This is a genomic window from Tenuifilum thalassicum, assembly GCF_013265555.1.
In the GTDB taxonomy this organism is placed as follows: Bacteria; Bacteroidota; Bacteroidia; order Bacteroidales; family Tenuifilaceae; genus Tenuifilum; species Tenuifilum thalassicum.
Genome location: NZ_CP041345.1, coordinates 1,434,429 through 1,449,173 on the forward strand (window position 1 = coordinate 1,434,429; position 14,745 = coordinate 1,449,173).

14 protein-coding genes are annotated in these 14,745 nt (G+C 38.2%); 7 read left to right on the forward strand and 7 right to left on the reverse strand.

The window, feature by feature from the left end; genetic code table 11:
* Positions 1-24: 24 nt before the first annotated feature.
* From FHG85_RS05970 to FHG85_RS05980, 3 genes are all read right to left on the reverse strand, one after another.
* Entirely contained in the window at positions 25-261 is a 237-nt protein-coding gene (locus tag FHG85_RS05970) for a 4Fe-4S dicluster domain-containing protein (RefSeq protein ID WP_173073956.1), read from the reverse strand.
* Between the two features lie 30 nt (positions 262-291).
* Positions 292-1,611 (reverse strand): aminotransferase class I/II-fold pyridoxal phosphate-dependent enzyme, encoded by a 1,320-nt coding sequence (locus FHG85_RS05975; RefSeq protein ID WP_173073957.1) that lies wholly within the window; start codon positions 1,609-1,611, stop codon positions 292-294.
* A 303-nt stretch (positions 1,612-1,914) separates the two neighbouring features.
* Positions 1,915-3,096 (reverse strand): trans-sulfuration enzyme family protein, encoded by a 1,182-nt coding sequence (locus tag FHG85_RS05980; RefSeq protein WP_173073958.1) that lies wholly within the window; start codon positions 3,094-3,096, stop codon positions 1,915-1,917.
* A 223-nt stretch (positions 3,097-3,319) separates the two neighbouring features.
* Between FHG85_RS05980 and FHG85_RS05985 the strand changes: the two genes are divergently transcribed.
* The 4 genes from FHG85_RS05985 (at position 3,320) to FHG85_RS06000 (ending at position 6,150) form a co-directional block, all read left to right on the forward strand.
* Complete coding sequence (locus FHG85_RS05985; protein ID WP_173073959.1) at positions 3,320-4,357, forward strand: nucleoid-associated protein; 1,038 nt, start codon at positions 3,320-3,322, stop codon at positions 4,355-4,357.
* A gap of 86 nt (positions 4,358-4,443) precedes the next feature.
* The gene (locus FHG85_RS05990; protein ID WP_173073961.1) at positions 4,444-4,884 is read left to right on the forward strand and encodes a Fur family transcriptional regulator; all 441 of its coding nucleotides are present in this window, start codon (positions 4,444-4,446) and stop codon (positions 4,882-4,884) included.
* 6 nt (positions 4,885-4,890) lie between these two features.
* Complete coding sequence (locus FHG85_RS05995) at positions 4,891-5,403, forward strand: ferritin-like domain-containing protein (protein WP_173073962.1); 513 nt, start codon at positions 4,891-4,893, stop codon at positions 5,401-5,403.
* Between the two features lie 36 nt (positions 5,404-5,439).
* The gene (locus FHG85_RS06000; RefSeq protein WP_173073963.1) at positions 5,440-6,150 is read left to right on the forward strand and encodes a peroxiredoxin; all 711 of its coding nucleotides are present in this window, start codon (positions 5,440-5,442) and stop codon (positions 6,148-6,150) included.
* A 44-nt stretch (positions 6,151-6,194) separates the two neighbouring features.
* Here the strand turns inward: FHG85_RS06000 and FHG85_RS06005 are convergent, their stop codons facing one another.
* The 3 genes from FHG85_RS06005 to FHG85_RS06015 form a co-directional block, all read right to left on the reverse strand.
* The gene (locus tag FHG85_RS06005) at positions 6,195-6,392 is read right to left on the reverse strand and encodes a hypothetical protein (protein WP_173073964.1); all 198 of its coding nucleotides are present in this window, start codon (positions 6,390-6,392) and stop codon (positions 6,195-6,197) included.
* Between the two features lie 36 nt (positions 6,393-6,428).
* A complete protein-coding gene (speB, locus tag FHG85_RS06010; protein ID WP_173073965.1) occupies positions 6,429-7,283 on the reverse strand; it encodes an agmatinase in 855 nt (284 codons plus the stop codon).
* A gap of 233 nt (positions 7,284-7,516) precedes the next feature.
* Entirely contained in the window at positions 7,517-8,230 is a 714-nt protein-coding gene (locus FHG85_RS06015; protein ID WP_173073966.1) for a DNA alkylation repair protein, read from the reverse strand.
* A gap of 85 nt (positions 8,231-8,315) precedes the next feature.
* On the opposite strand from FHG85_RS06015, the gene FHG85_RS06020 reads away from it, so the two are divergent.
* Positions 8,316-9,470 carry a DNA cytosine methyltransferase gene (locus FHG85_RS06020; RefSeq protein WP_173073968.1) on the forward strand — a complete coding sequence of 385 codons (1,155 nt, stop codon included), beginning with the start codon at positions 8,316-8,318 and terminating at the stop codon, positions 9,468-9,470.
* Here the strand turns inward: FHG85_RS06020 and FHG85_RS06025 are convergent.
* Positions 9,457-11,997, reverse strand: coding sequence for a M1 family metallopeptidase (locus FHG85_RS06025; RefSeq protein WP_173073970.1), 2,541 nt, complete (start codon positions 11,995-11,997; stop codon positions 9,457-9,459). The two genes, FHG85_RS06020 and FHG85_RS06025, sit on opposite strands and share 14 nt — an antisense overlap.
* 103 nt (positions 11,998-12,100) lie before the next feature.
* Here FHG85_RS06025 and FHG85_RS06030 point away from each other — a divergent pair, with 103 nt between their 5' ends.
* On the forward strand, positions 12,101-12,544 hold the full coding sequence (locus FHG85_RS06030; protein ID WP_173073972.1) for a MarR family winged helix-turn-helix transcriptional regulator: 444 nt from the start codon (positions 12,101-12,103) through the stop codon (positions 12,542-12,544).
* Positions 12,545-12,656: 112 nt separating this feature from the next.
* Positions 12,657-14,726 (forward strand): M3 family metallopeptidase, encoded by a 2,070-nt coding sequence (locus FHG85_RS06035; protein ID WP_220429264.1) that lies wholly within the window; start codon positions 12,657-12,659, stop codon positions 14,724-14,726.
* Positions 14,727-14,745: the final 19 nt, after the last annotated feature.

Here is a 14,745-nt window from a genome sequence, read left to right on the forward strand (position 1 = left end):
TTTTAAAATTTTTTACCTAATAACTTATGCGTTTGCCTCAAGTTTTACCTTATAAACAGATATAACTGTATCGGGACAAACCATTGCACAGTTTGCGCATCCTATACATGCATCTGGGTTAGCCATGTAGGCATAGTTGTAGCCTTTACCGTTTACTTCCCGTGCAAGGTCTATAACCTTTGAAGGGCAGGCAACAACGCAAAGGCCACATCCTTTACATTTTTCTACATCGACTACAATTGCACCTCTAACTTTTGCCATTTTAGTTTGATTTGATGTTATACAATCTGGTTAACTATTTTTATGATCTTCGTTAAATCGTTTTAGTCTTTCTTCTAAATCAGGGAATTGGCTTCTTTGAACTTGCGATACGCAGGCTCTAAGTCCTTCGGTTCTTTCGCTACCCGTTATGGCAAGCGAAATAGCGCTTATGCCATAGTAAAGTAACTCCTCTAAAAGTTCCTCGCCCGACAAGCCAGGGTATGAAATGGTAAAGTAGAACCCATCGGCCAGGGGTTTGTCCTCATCTTTATCGTATACGATTTTAAACCCATTATCGGTGAAGAGCTTTTTCATGATTTTGGCCTTTTCGCCATACTCCTTAACGGTTTCAACAAAGTTGAATGTGCCTTCATTGGCTGCTTTTAGCATGGCAGCAAGGCCATACTGGGTTGAATGACAAACCCCGGATGACAGTGAGTATACAGCGCCATAAAGCATGGCATAGCCGAATTCTTCGGAAGTGAAGTACCGTTTTAGGTCGGGATATTTTCGCTTATATAATTGATTGCTAATTACCATTACCCCAATACGCTGTCCGGCATATGAAAATGCTTTGGAACTGGAGATAAGCATTAGCCAGTTGTTTGTGTAGTTTGCAACGGTTGGCTGGAAGGGTGGCTCACCGGGTTTTGATAGGTCCTTTCTGAAATCCATTGCAAAATATGCCAAATCCTCTATTACTATTATATCATACTTGTTAGCTAGTTCCCCTATTATTTGCAGCTCGGTGTCGGTAAAGCAAATCCAAGATGGATTGTTGGGATTAGAGTATAGTATGGTTGAGATGTTCCCTTTCTGTAGATAAGATTCTAGTTTATCACGAAGTTTTTCGCCACGATAATTGTAAACGTCAAAGGTTTCGTAGTTCATGCCTAAAACATGTAGCTGTTGTTTTTGAACGGGGAACCCTGGGTCTATAAATAGAACGGTATCCTTTTTGACATTACATCTATTGGTTACAAGAAATGCAGCCATTGCACCTTGCATAGAGCCAACAGTTGGAATGCAACCCTGCTCGTTTACATCGATATTGATAAAGTTTTTAACAAATCGGGCTACCTCTTTTTTAAGTTCAGGCACACCATCAATCATTGGATACTTTGAGGCAACACCTCTTTTTAAAGCCTCAATTTCAGCGTTTATCCCAAGCTCCGAGGGTTCCAAACCTGGAACTCCCATTTCCATTCTTACGTATTTGATACCGGTAGCAGCTTCTATCTCATTTACAAGCCTTACCAGCTCACGTATAGATGCTCTTCCAACATTGGGTAAATTTGATTCTTTAATTTTCTGCTTAACAATGTCGTATGGAATGGGTGTATTCTTCATAGTTACTTTTTTACTTTGAAACATTTACCAATAATCTTCAAGCAAAATGTTGAGCATTTCTATTTTGACTACAATTTTACAAAAAAATCTTTTATTTTTTTAGGAAAAGGCTTAAAAAAATTACAATTTGTTATCATTTTAAAATTAATTAAAAGATATTTCATCTAAATTTAGGGCTATGGCTTATAGAATGTAAAAATAGAATCTGTTTTAATGTTTGGAACGGTACTATTTATAATGTAAAAAAGCTGCTATTCATTAGAAAAGCAGCTTTTAAGATTGAAGAAAACAAGTTAGAAATACTTATATTTTCCCTAAAGCGTGGTCTAGGTCAGCAATAATATCCTCAACATCCTCAATACCAACAGAGAATCGAACAAGTCCATCGGTGATGTTGGCCTTTAGCCTTGCCTCGGGGCTTAACTTGGAATGAGTCATTGATGCAGGATGTTGAATTAAAGTTTCAACCCCACCGAGCGAAACGGCAAGCAGTGCAAGCCTTACATTGTTCATTAATATTTTACCTGCCTCAAGGCCACCCTTTAGCTCAAAACTTATCATTGCTCCAGGTCCTTTCATCTGCTTTTGGGCAAGATCATATTGAGGGTGCGACTTTAAGCCAGGGTACTTTACCCACTCAATTTTTGGGTGCTTTTCTAAGTATTCTGCTACTTTTTGAGCATTTTCCTGAGCGCGTTCAATTCTAAGCGAAAGAGTTTTTATTCCACGGAGAACCATATATGCCTGATGCGGGTCCATGTTGCAACCCATATTGACCATGGCAGGACGGACAAGCTTATAAAGTTCCTCCGTTTTGGTTACAATTATACCCGCTACAATGTCAGCGTGACCGTTCAGGAATTTGGTCATGGAGTGGAATACCACATCGGCGCCAAGGTCAAGTGGACGTTGCAAGTATGGGCTACAGAATGTGTTATCGACCACCACAACAAGACCATGTTTATGAGCAATTTCCGATGCAGCCTTAATATCGGTTATGGCCATGGTTGGGTTGGTAGGGCTTTCAAGGTAAAGCATACGGGTGTTTGGCTTAATGGCAGCTTCAATATTCTCAAGCTTTGAGGTGTCAACGTAAGTACTCTCAACCCCAAAACGTTTGAAGTATGTCTCCATTATTCCCCTTGATGGGCCATAAACAGCATCGGTGCTTACAATGTGGTCGCCTGCTTTTAGGAAGGCCATGTAGATTGATGAAACAGCACCCATTCCCGAAGCAGTTGCAATTCCCCCAAATCCATTCTCAAGAATTGCCACTTGGCGTTCAAGTGCCGAAATGGTTGGGTTTCCTATTCGTGTATAGATGTAACCATCGCTTTCGCCTGCAAAGCACTTGGCACCCTCATCGGCATTTTCAAATGCAAAGGTTGATGTTTGATAAATGGGTACTGTTGCGCTTCCCATGGGGTCGGGTTCCATACCACCATGTATGAGAAGACTGTTGAATCCTAATTTCTCGTTATGCATCTTATTTTAATTTAAATTGATTTCGAGTTGATGTAGTTTACAAAGGTCACAATCTTTTCTTAAAAATCAGAAAAATTATAACTAAATTTAGTAAAATGTATGCATAAGAGTTTGATATAGAGATATATGTTGTGGTTTTGTGCAAATGGCTTTAGCTGGGGTTCCTTACATTTTGGTATGAACCTACAATTAGCTATTTTCGGTGATTAAAAATAGATTAAATATGCTTGATTATAGTAATGCAGAATTATCAGAGGTTATAGTTCATTCAATTGGGATGGCCGAGCAACCTGCAATAATATCGAACCAAACTATTGATATCAGCGATAATCTTTTAAACGATGTTTTAAAGGATTATTTTTTAAGGAATTTCAAAAGCGAAGGGTTTTACTCCTTTGAACATTCATCAAATATTGAGCTAAATGAGATTTACAGCTTTTGTAGCGATTTTTTTGATGGGAATATCGATTTTGTTGATTTTTCAAAAAAGGTTGCAACGCATTTAAAGCATGTATCGGTTCATCCAAATATTAAGAGCGGAGAGCTATATGTTGTTGCCTTTACCGATATGGTTGTTGATGGCGAGCTTGTAGATGGGGTAGGATTTTTCAAATCGGAAAGCAAGGAGAAATTCCTTCATGTTATCCAAGAACCTGAAGGATTAAAGGTTACATGCCAGTTTGGAACAACTCCTCGAAAGCTCGATAAGGCCTGTTTGGTATTCAATACAGAGAAGAACCTTGGTTTTAAGTTGAGCATAATTGATAATACTAATCGCGATGAGGCCAAGTATTGGGTTTCGGACTTTTTGAGAGCAAAACTTCGAAACGATGATTTTTATCAAACCAAGCAGGCTATTAATCTTTGCCGAGAGTTTGTTGAGGAGGTGGTAAATCCCGAAAATAACTTTGCAAAAGTTGATCAGGCTGATATTCTTTGCAAAACGCGCGACTTTTTTAAAGCAAACGAAGAGTTTGATATGAGGGAATTCGAGGAGGTTGTATTGGAAGAACCTCAAATAGCTGAAACTTTTAGAAACTATAAGAAGAAATACGAGGAAGCGGTTGGCTGTGATATCCCCGATACGTTTAAGATTTCGACCGATGCCACTCGTAAATCACAAAAATTCTTTAAAAGCGTTATAAAGCTTGATAAGAATTTTCATATCTACATTCATGGTGCACGGGAACGTGTTGAACGCGGATTCGATGACGATACTGGGTTGAATTACTATAAGCTTTACTTTGATAAGGAATCGTAGGTAATTTTTTCTCAAAAAATAGTTGACTTTTTTGAACCTTTTTCTTAAATTGATGTTATCCCAAACAAGAATAATTCTTAAATAAGATGAATTATAATAAACTAACAAAAATCCTGGCTGATAGAGGGCTGAAAATCACTCCTCAACGAGTTGCTGTGCTAGAAGTTTTATACGAGATTAGGAATCATCCTTCTGCCGAAGAGGTGCGTCAGAAACTACATAGTAAATACCCAAGCATTGCCATTGGTACCATTTATAATATTCTTGACACTTTTTGTGAGAATGGTATCATTAAAAAGGTGAAAACCGATAGCGATTTTGTACGATATGATGTGGATATGGAAAACCATCATCATATCTATGGTCTTAATAATAATTTAATACAGAACTATCATGATGAAGAACTCGACAAGCTGCTTAAGGAATATTTTGCCAAGAAAGGGATTCCAAATTTTCAGATTAAAGAGTTTAGTCTTCAGATCATAGGGCAGTACACCAACGACCAAAACCAAACCAAACAAAAATAAAAGACCATGGGAAAAGAAGGAATTAATATTGCATCAGTTGATGTAGAGAAGCTACTTCAGATGCTTAACGCTGCATTAGCCGAGGAATGGCTTGCTTACTATCAGTATTGGATTGGTGCTAAGGTAATGGAAGGGCCAATGCGCAGCGAGATAGAGCCCGAGCTATTGCTTCATGCCAATCAGGAGTTGAACCATGCTGTGATGGTTGCCGATAGAATTATTCAGTTAGGTGGCACACCATTGCTTCATCCCAACGATTGGTTTAAACATGCCGGATGCGATTACGATGCTCCTACCGATCCTTATATCGAAGCCATTCTTGAACAAAACCTATCGGGTGAGCGTTGTGCTATTCGTAGGTATAATGAGATAGCCTCATTTACTAATGGCAAAGATCATATTACACACCAAATGGCTATACAAATTCTTGCCGAGGAGATTGAGCATGAAAATGATATTGAGGATTGGATAACCGATATCAACCGAATGAAGGAAGAAATAAAGAAATTCAAGTTATAAACAAATATGTTTGTTTAACCTAAAAATTAAGTTAAAATGGAAGAAAATCAAGTAATTTCGATGCCAAGGATTGGCGACAAAGCTCCTGAGTTTAAAGCAATGACTACTCAGGGTGAAATCAATTTCCCACACGATTACAAGGGTAATTGGGTAATCCTATTTAGCCACCCTGCCGATTTTACTCCTGTTTGTACATCGGAGTTTATGACATTTGCCTCAATGGAGCAAAAGTTTAACGAAGCAAACTGTAAGCTCGTTGGACTTTCTGTCGATGGATTGTATAGCCATATCGCTTGGCTGCGTACTATCAAGGAGAAAATTGAGTATAAGGGAATGAAAGACGTTGAGGTTACATTTCCCTTGATTGAAGATATAACCATGGACGTTGCCAAAAAGTATGGCATGATTCAGCCTGGTGAGAGCGATACTAAAGCTGTTCGTGCGGTTTTCTTTATTGATCCCAATGGAGTTATCAGAACAATTATTTACTACCCATTAAGTTTAGGACGAAACTTTGATGAGCTTTACCGCGTGCTTATCGCCCTTCAAACAGCCGATGAATTTGGAGTTGCAACTCCAGCCGATTGGCGTCCGGGCGATGATGTAATTGTACCTCCTGCCGGATCATGTGGTTCTGCTAAGGACAGAATGGATGGTAAAGAGGCTGATATGAAATGCTACGATTGGTTCTTCTGTACCAAAAAGCTGGATAAGGATGAGGTAATGAAGAAGATCTTGAAAAAGTAGTGGAGTAGATTAAAAAAAACGGCTCAGAATCCTGAGCCGTTTTTTTAATATTTCTTGAAATGTTCATTAAACGATTTAATACTAAAGTTTTCGCTTATATTTTCATTTAGGCTAAAAACCCTGTAATACGATGCTTTATCTTTAATGGGTGGAATAAAATCGAACTCGTAATAGGCATTTAACTTAAATTTGCTTTGCCCATTTTCACTCTCGGGTACTTTAATGCATTTACAACGGTTCATAATACTATGTTTTAGGTTTAGGTTGGAATAATTAAATTATTTTAGTTCGTTTAAGTATTTGTATGTTAGGAGTTTGTACAGTAATTTAGCAGCAAGGAAGTCCGAAGCTTTGTCGTTAGTGTTAGGACAAAGTTCCACAATGTCAAATCCCACTAGGTTACGTTTCTCAATTACCTTTCTTAAAAATTTAAGGGTAGGATACCACATTAATCCTCCAGGTTCAGGCGTGCCGGTGCTGGGCAGAATTGATGGGTCAAAACCATCTAAGTCAATGGTAATGTAAACATTTTCAGTTAACAGATCGATAGCCTGATCCATCCAGCTATCACAGTTTACTATTTTGTGGGCCCAAAACACCCTATTGGGATCGAGGTTAGTTTTCTCACTCGAATCCATGCTCCGAATTCCAACTTGAACGATAGGACAAACCTCTTTAGCCCTAGCCATAACACAAGCATGGTTGTTCTTACTGCCTTCGTAGCTGTCGCGCAAATCGGTATGAGCATCAATTTGAAGGACAGTAAGGTTGTTATACTTTTGGGCATGTGCTTGAATGGTCCCAATGCTAACGCTATGCTCACCACCAATTATTACGGTAAATTTTCCTTGTTCTATAAGTTTGGTAGTACGTTGCTTAACAGCTTCAACCATTGCTTCGGGTGAACCATCTTCGGTTACTGGGCTATCGGTATAGATACCTATTTTATATACTTCACTATCAGTTTCAATGTCGTAAACTTCCATATTTGCTGATGCGTCGAGCAACGCTTTGGGGCCTTTGTCTGCACCTTTAATCCAAGTGCTTGTCCCATCGTAAGGAACTGGGACTATTGCCACCTTTGAGGTTTCAAACTCACAGTAGGGTTTTGGCAAATCACCATAATGTATCATAGAGCTCTTTCAATTTTTTGCAAAAGTACTAAAATAATCATCATGTTCTACTTAAATGATTTTGGGGATAGGAAATGAATTGAAAGAATAGTAAAAAATTGCAGTTAGCTAGATAATTATGAATGAGTGACTTTGTGTTAGCCTGAGAATTTAGGTGAGTTTGGGTAGGTTTAGAAAAAAGTCTCAATTCAATCACGACCAATTATGTGGAAGTATTAAAATTAGGGCAAGGTTTATTTCGCCATTGCTTTTGCTTTTAGCTCCTGAGGCATTTTTTCAATGGCATATCGCAAGGCCGTTCGGGGCATTTTATTCTTATTCCTCATCACAAAATTAAAAACTAGCTTCAAGTCGACCTGGCTGGTTACCTTTAGCAGCCATCCATATCCCTTTTGAACCATATCATCGGAGTCCGTTAGGAGCATGGTGGCAATATCAACTATGTCATCATGAAACATCCCTTTTTTGGCTGGAACTATTAAACTTACAGCAGCAGCTCTTCGTTCCCATCTATTATTTGATTTTGTCCATTGTTTTACCCTTTCAATAAGATGTGGGTATTTCATTAGCATATCGCCGATGGTGTGATTACAAAATGTATCGCACGATGCCCAATTATCAATATAAACTTTAACCCATCGTTCAAAGGTTAGGAAATCACTTTCAGTAAACTTTTTCGATAACCGTTCGGTAAAATAACATGCAACAAAGGTTTCCTCAATATATCCCGATTGCCAAAGATTTTCGCAAAGTTCTAGTATATCATCTTTAGCCATGCTCTTTATGCTACTTTGGTAAAACGATTTAGCTACCGCTTTAACCGCTCCCGATTTCAGACCATGCGCTTTTATTTTCTCCTTAAAGAATCGTTGAGCAGATTCCCTATCTTTTTCCGATGAACGAGCAGCTAGCTTACTTCTAATATCATTAGCAATTTCTTGTATCATAATGTTCTGTGTATGTTTACAAATTTACTTCAATTATTATTTTTTCGGTTAAATAGCGATAAATGCTATTTTTGGGCAAATTTTAATGATGAAGAAATTTAGGTTTATCGATCTTTTTGCAGGAATTGGAGGATTTCATATCGCCATGAAGAATCTTGGCGGGGAATGTGTTTTTGCCTCAGAGATTGATCCCTTTGCCATTGAGACCTACAAAGCAAACTTTAATCTTAATCCTGCAAACGATATTAGGGAGATAGACGAAACGAAAATACCATCGCATGAGGTATTGTGCGCAGGCTTCCCTTGTCAGGCATTCTCAAAGGCGGGGAAACAAGCTGGATTTGACGATACGCGAGGTACGTTATTTTTTGAAATAAAGAGAATTTTAAAATATCATAGACCGAAATATATTATTCTTGAAAATGTTAGAAACTTGTCCACTCACGATGGAGGTAGAACCTGGAAAATAATTTCCAAAAACCTCAAAGAACTTGGATATGTTATAACTGAAAAACCTCTTATTGTTAGTCCACACCAGGTTGGGGTGCCTCAGCTTCGTGAAAGAGTATTTATTTTGGGTGTGAATTCTAAATATTCGAGCAGTAAAGAGTTAAAGTTTCAAATTCCTCCATCGCATCGGAACCAGACTGTTGCCCGTGAAGTTCTTGTTGAATCTTCTGATGAGTTTCGGATTAGTAAGTATGAAGAGTATGTGCTAGAAGCATGGGACGAATTTATAAAGGGGGTTGGACGAAAAAAACTTGGTTTTCCAATTTGGGCAAATGAGTTTAAAGAAAGTTACGATTTAATTAGGCTCCCTAAGTGGAAGGCCACTTTTGTGGAAAAAAATCGTAATCTATACTTTCAGAACAAAGATTTCATAGATAAATGGTTGAAGAAATACAACAACCTGTCCGACTTTGTTAAAACTCATACTAAGTTTGAGTGGCAGGCTGGCGATGATATTGAAAGTATTTGGGATGGAATAATTCAGTTTCGGCCATCAGGGATAAGGGTTAAGCGCCCTACAGAATTCCCAGCACTTGTTGCCATGGTACATATTCCAATTGTAGGTTGGCAAAAACGTCGCCTAACACCCCGTGAGGTAGCTAACCTACAAAGTTTCCCTCCTAACTTTATTATCAACCCAAATAAGCAACAGGCATACAAGCAGTTTGGGAATTCGGTTAATGTACAGGTTGTGGAATTTCTTGCAAATCAGCTTTTTAATCAGTGTTGAGTTTGTGAGCATCAGCAGCCCTAAATAGTAGATCGGCCGATTGGAGCATCTTATTCTTCAGGTTTGGCGAAATATTAGGGTGTTTATTCAACCAATCGGTTACAATACGGGTTGCTGCTGGTGAGTTAAATCCTGCTAGCACGTTATCGAGCCAAATCTTAGGGAAGAAGATATCGTTAGTTTTCTGAATTTCAGGGAGCAAATCGAGTGCTGGTTGTAGATACTTAAAAGAGTGTTCTTCGCGTAAGGGGTGAAAAAAGTAACGAAGACCTTGAGCAACCCATGGTTCAGGTCTTCTGTTTGCTGGATTCGCTAACGAGGCAAAAAAATCATCTCTTATTGCAACGTTAGGTGTTGCGGCTCTTCTTACAAATTTAAACTTTGATAGTCTATCGGGGTTTTTAATTCTTTCTTCCTGAATTAGTAGAATGCTATCTGCTTGATTAACATTCCGAACAGCCAGTTCAAACGAAAGGTTTATGAAGTCTGTCTCGCTAAGCGTTATTCCATTGATATCAGCTTGCTTTTCCCAGGTTTTCTCCATAGTTGAGATTGCCTTTTCGGTAAAAGCAACCTTAAAGTAGGTGTCAAGAATTGGTTTGCGTTCATCAACAGGCAGCTTACTGTTATTGTATAGATTGGCTAGTGTATTTTCTAGCGTTTCGGCTAAAACTGTTCTATTAGCATTATTGAAAAATCGCCACCATACTGTTTCGATGTTCCCTAAAAGATAGCTTCTAACTAATGGGTTAACTTCTTCTTGTAGGGCTGCTAATAGGTATCTGAAATAGGTATCATTATCAACTAAATGATTTAAAAACACTTCGTGTAAGTTGACATAAAATGATGCTCTTGCAACATCATTAAACATTAGGTTTTTGGGAGGAATTAAGGTAATCTCATTGTAGTTGCTATGGAAAAAACCATAACCAATCCCATTTTGATTTATGATGACTTTTTGGGATTTAATAAAATCGTTTGGCAGCTTAACTTCTGAGGTTTGTCTTTTAAGATCAACGGGTAAATTTTTGTATCCCGAAACGGTTGGAATCAAAACGTCAAACTTCATGGGCAGCCATTTATCGTCCTGATTAAAGACTAACTTATCATTGGATAAATCATAATTAATTACAGGCATGCCTTTTGATTCAATCCACTTTTTACTCCAGCGGCTAACATTTTCAGAGCTAATCTCATCAAATATTTTAACTAGTTCGGGCCATCCAGCATTGGCATAGGCATATTTATTTAAATATTGACGAACACCTTCGCGAAATAAAGGAGAGCCCAATTTAAGTTCCATTTGCATTAATGCAATTGGTGCTTTGTGGTAAATAATGTCGCCATACAAGGTTCCCGCAAATAGCAAGTTGTCTAATTTTTGGCGAACTGGGTTGGCTCCTATTGTTCTGTCAACAGAATAGGCAGCAGGATAATGAGAAAGTAGGAATCTAAGAGCGTGGTTTACATTGGGGAACTGCGGGTTCACAATTTTATCGGCCATTAATCCGGCAAATACCTCTTTTAACCATACATCGTTGAACCACTTCATGGTTACTAAATTCCCAAACCATTGGTGCGATACTTCATGAGCAATTAGGTTTGCCCTTCTAAGAACCTGGTCTACCGAGGGGTTCTCATCCAGTAAAATTCTGCTATCGCGGTAGTAAATGGTTCCAGGATGCTCCATGCCGCTATACTGAAAGTCGGGAATTAAAATAATATCTAACTTCTGAAAAGGGTAGCCAATTCCAGTATACTCTTCTAACCAAGTAATGGCCGATTCATGAAGTTTGAAAATCTGATTAACATTCCGGTTTAGCTTAGCTGAATCGTTTTCACGATGATAGATTGTTACTTTCTGGCCTAGCACCTTACCTGTTGTAGCATTAAACTTTCCGGCAGTAAATGCAAATAGATAAGTGCTGATAGGGTAGGTTTTATCAAAAATCCAAACTGCTGACGAATCTGTTTCCATGTAGTTTGCCAGTGGGGAGTTGCTAACCGCTTTCCAGCTCTTTGGAGTTTGTAGTGTTAGATTAAAGGTTGCCTTCAAATCGGGCTGGTCAAAACATGGAAATACTGTAGATGCTCTGTCGGGAACCAATAGGCTGTAAAGGAAATCTTCCTTGCGATTTAATGATGCATCACCTGCAATAAAATCAATAGAAATTTTATTCTGGCCATTTTGCAGGTAACCTTTAGGAATGATGATATGTCCGTTATTTAAAGATAAATTAAGCTGACGATAGTTTGATGTTACATTAATTAAAGCTGAATCGGCTCCTCTAAAGTCTAAGGGTAAATCGTAAAGTTCCGATATCTCAAATTCTATTTCGACACGTCCAGTTATGCTCTTATCTAACTTATTGGGTACATCAAAATATAGATGATAATGGATATTTGTTAATGTTTGCGCTCTCTTTTGCGCTAGCTGATAGCTAACCCCATTCTCAACTTCTTTAGAACATGCAAGAAGAAAAAATAAAACTAATAAAAGAAAAACCTTCCCTATTTTACTATACATTTATCTTGTTTTTTTACACACACAAACAACGGTACAAATTTATTTAAATTGTGTTAAAAAGGCAGGTTGTTTTCTAATTTTGAAGAAAATTAATTTACAAAGTATGAAAGAGCTAAAAAATGAGATACTTAGGATTCCTTTTAACCTTTATAGGGTAGCAATTGGAATACGTAGTGAATTAACAAGACGATTATCGAAAGAGTTTGGCGAAGAGTTTACGACTGATTATTGGTTTATACTAACAGAGCTATTTAATGAGAACCCAATGACTCAAACACGCCTATCAGAGGTTATCAGTAGGGACAGGGCGTCACTTTCTCGAACTATCTCGTGTATGGAACGAGTAGGGTTGGTAAGTAAGGTAGCAGAACCTTTTGATAAACGTAAAGGGTTACTATCACCTACAAAAAGAGCTTATGCTTTTAAACCTGTTGCTGAAAAGATTGTCGTAGATGTGGTTAGCGAATTTTTGAGTTCGCTCAAACCCATTGAAATATTGGAAATGAATAGAATGCTTGGATTAATTCAAGAGGCTATTGTTAAATAACTTTCACACTCTTTAAACTAATCGTTTCGAATTAAACAACTACTTTTGGCTAAAATTTTAAAAAAGGTAAAACTCTATGATTAAACACACAAAATCAATTTTTGCAGTTATGATGGTATTACTTGCAGTCTCGTGTCAGGATAAAACTGATACCAATCCGTTACTTGCTAGCTACGACACACCTTATCAAACACCACCATTTGATAAGATAAAGCATGAGCATTACATGCCTGCATTAGATTCAGCCATCTCCATGGCTAAACATGAGGTAGAAGCAATTATAAATAATCCAGAAGAGCCTACATTTGAGAATACGATTGAGGCCCTTGATAGAAGCGGAAAACTTCTTGCCAATGTAACAAACATTCTTTTTAACCTAAACGAAGCCGAAACTGATAGCGTGCTTCAGCAAATAGTTATTGAAGCATCACCAAAACTTACTGACTTTTCAAACGATATAAATCTTAACCCAGAACTATTTAAACGAGTTAAAGCGGTTTGGGAGAAACGTGATTCGCTGAATCTGACTCCAGAACAATCAATGCTCCTTGACAAAACCTATAAAGGATTTGTCCGAAACGGAGCAAATCTTAGCGATGCCGACAAGGAAAAGTTCAGAGCAATTAGTCGTGAACTTTCTGAACTTTCAGTTAAGTTTAACCAAAATGTGCTAGCTGAAACAAATAATTATTATCTTCATATAACCAAAGAGGAGGATTTAGCGGGATTACCTCAGAGCCTGATTGATGCAGCGGCCTACACTGCTAAGCAAAAAGGTGTTGATGGATGGGTTATTACCTTAGAGTATCCGATGTTTGGCCCATTTATGAAGTATGCCGATAACCGTGAACTACGTAAAGAAATTTACATGGCATACACTAGCCGATGCTTTAAAGGTAATGAGTACGATAACCAGGAAATTGCAAAACGAATTGCTAATCTTCGACTTGAACTGGCTAACCTATTAGGATATCCTAACTATGCTACATTTGTTTTGGAAAACAGAATGGCCGAAACTCCTGAAAAGGTTAATGAATTTCTAAAGCAGCTAATTGATGCATCACTGCCTGCTGCTCGCGAAGAGGTCAAAGAGGTTGAATCATACGCTCATGAGCTTGGTTTCAAAGGAAAGCTTGAACGTTGGGACTGGTCGTACTACTCAGAAAAGCTCAAAAATGCAAAGTACAGTTACAATGAGGAGGAGCTAAAACCTTACTTTCAACTGGAAAAGGTTATTGATGGTGTGTTTCTTCTTGCCAATAAGCTATACGGCCTTACCTTTTCACCTAACTCAGAGATTCCAGTTTACCATCCTGATGTGAAAGCCTATGAGGTATATGATGCTACTGGCAAATTTATGGCTGTACTTTATCTTGACTTTTTCCCACGCGAAGGAAAGAGTGGTGGTGCTTGGATGACCTCGTTCCGTTCTCAGTACAAAGAAGATGGACAGGATATTAGACCTTTAGTTTCAATTGTTACAAACTTTACAAAGCCTACCGATAAACAACCATCGTTGCTAACCTTTTATGAGTTCTCAACTTTCCTGCATGAATTCGGTCATGCCCTGCATGGCATGCTAACCGAATGTAACTATTCTTCGCTTAGCGGAACATCAGTTTATCGCGATTTTGTTGAGCTTCCTTCTCAGATAATGGAAAACTTTGCGCTAGAGAAAGAGTATCTCGACCTATTTGCTGTTCACTACCAAACTGGCGAAAAGATTCCTCAGGAGCTGGTTCAAAAAATAATAGATAGCCGTAACTTTAATGCAGGATATTCATCGTTACGCCAGCTAGGCTTTGGTAGCCTCGATATGGCTTGGCATAGCGTAACAAAACCAATTACAATGAGCGTTAGCGATTTTGAAAGTAAGGTCCTACAACCGCTTGACGTTTTACCTCCAGTTAAAGGAACAAATATGAGCGTAACCTTTGGACATATTTTCGATGGTGGTTATGCTGCTGGTTACTACGGTTATAAATGGGCAGAGGTTCTCGATGCTGATGCATTTGAGGTTTTCAAAGAAAAAGGAATTTTCAATCCAGAGGTAGCTAAGAGTTTTAGGGAGAATATTCTTTCAAAAGGTGGAACGGAACACCCCATGGTACTTTACAAACGATTCCGAGGTCAAGAACCAACAATTGATGCGCTTCTTAAAAGAAGTGGCTTAAAGAAATAGTGGGAGCATTCAAATAATA

Excerpts from the sequence above, each read along its gene's own strand:
- FHG85_RS05985 (WP_173073959.1), top strand. The coding sequence starts at position 3,320 with ATGCTTGATTATAGTAATGCAGAATTATCAGAGGTTATAGTTCATTCA.
- FHG85_RS05980 (WP_173073958.1), bottom strand. The coding sequence starts at position 3,096 with ATGCATAACGAGAAATTAGGATTCAACAGTCTTCTCATACATGGTGGT.
- FHG85_RS06005 (WP_173073964.1), bottom strand. The coding sequence starts at position 6,392 with ATGAACCGTTGTAAATGCATTAAAGTACCCGAGAGTGAAAATGGGCAA.
- FHG85_RS06035 (WP_220429264.1), top strand. The coding sequence starts at position 12,657 with ATGGTATTACTTGCAGTCTCGTGTCAGGATAAAACTGATACCAATCCG.
- FHG85_RS05975 (WP_173073957.1), bottom strand. The coding sequence starts at position 1,611 with ATGAAGAATACACCCATTCCATACGACATTGTTAAGCAGAAAATTAAA.
- FHG85_RS05990 (WP_173073961.1), top strand. The coding sequence starts at position 4,444 with ATGAATTATAATAAACTAACAAAAATCCTGGCTGATAGAGGGCTGAAA.
- FHG85_RS06015 (WP_173073966.1), bottom strand. The coding sequence starts at position 8,230 with ATGATACAAGAAATTGCTAATGATATTAGAAGTAAGCTAGCTGCTCGT.
- speB (WP_173073965.1), bottom strand. The coding sequence starts at position 7,283 with ATGATACATTATGGTGATTTGCCAAAACCCTACTGTGAGTTTGAAACC.
- FHG85_RS05995 (WP_173073962.1), top strand. The coding sequence starts at position 4,891 with ATGGGAAAAGAAGGAATTAATATTGCATCAGTTGATGTAGAGAAGCTA.
- FHG85_RS06025 (WP_173073970.1), bottom strand. The coding sequence starts at position 11,997 with ATGTATAGTAAAATAGGGAAGGTTTTTCTTTTATTAGTTTTATTTTTT.
- FHG85_RS06000 (WP_173073963.1), top strand. The coding sequence starts at position 5,440 with ATGGAAGAAAATCAAGTAATTTCGATGCCAAGGATTGGCGACAAAGCT.
- FHG85_RS06020 (WP_173073968.1), top strand. The coding sequence starts at position 8,316 with ATGATGAAGAAATTTAGGTTTATCGATCTTTTTGCAGGAATTGGAGGA.
- FHG85_RS05970 (WP_173073956.1), bottom strand. The coding sequence starts at position 261 with ATGGCAAAAGTTAGAGGTGCAATTGTAGTCGATGTAGAAAAATGTAAA.
- FHG85_RS06030 (WP_173073972.1), top strand. The coding sequence starts at position 12,101 with ATGAAAGAGCTAAAAAATGAGATACTTAGGATTCCTTTTAACCTTTAT.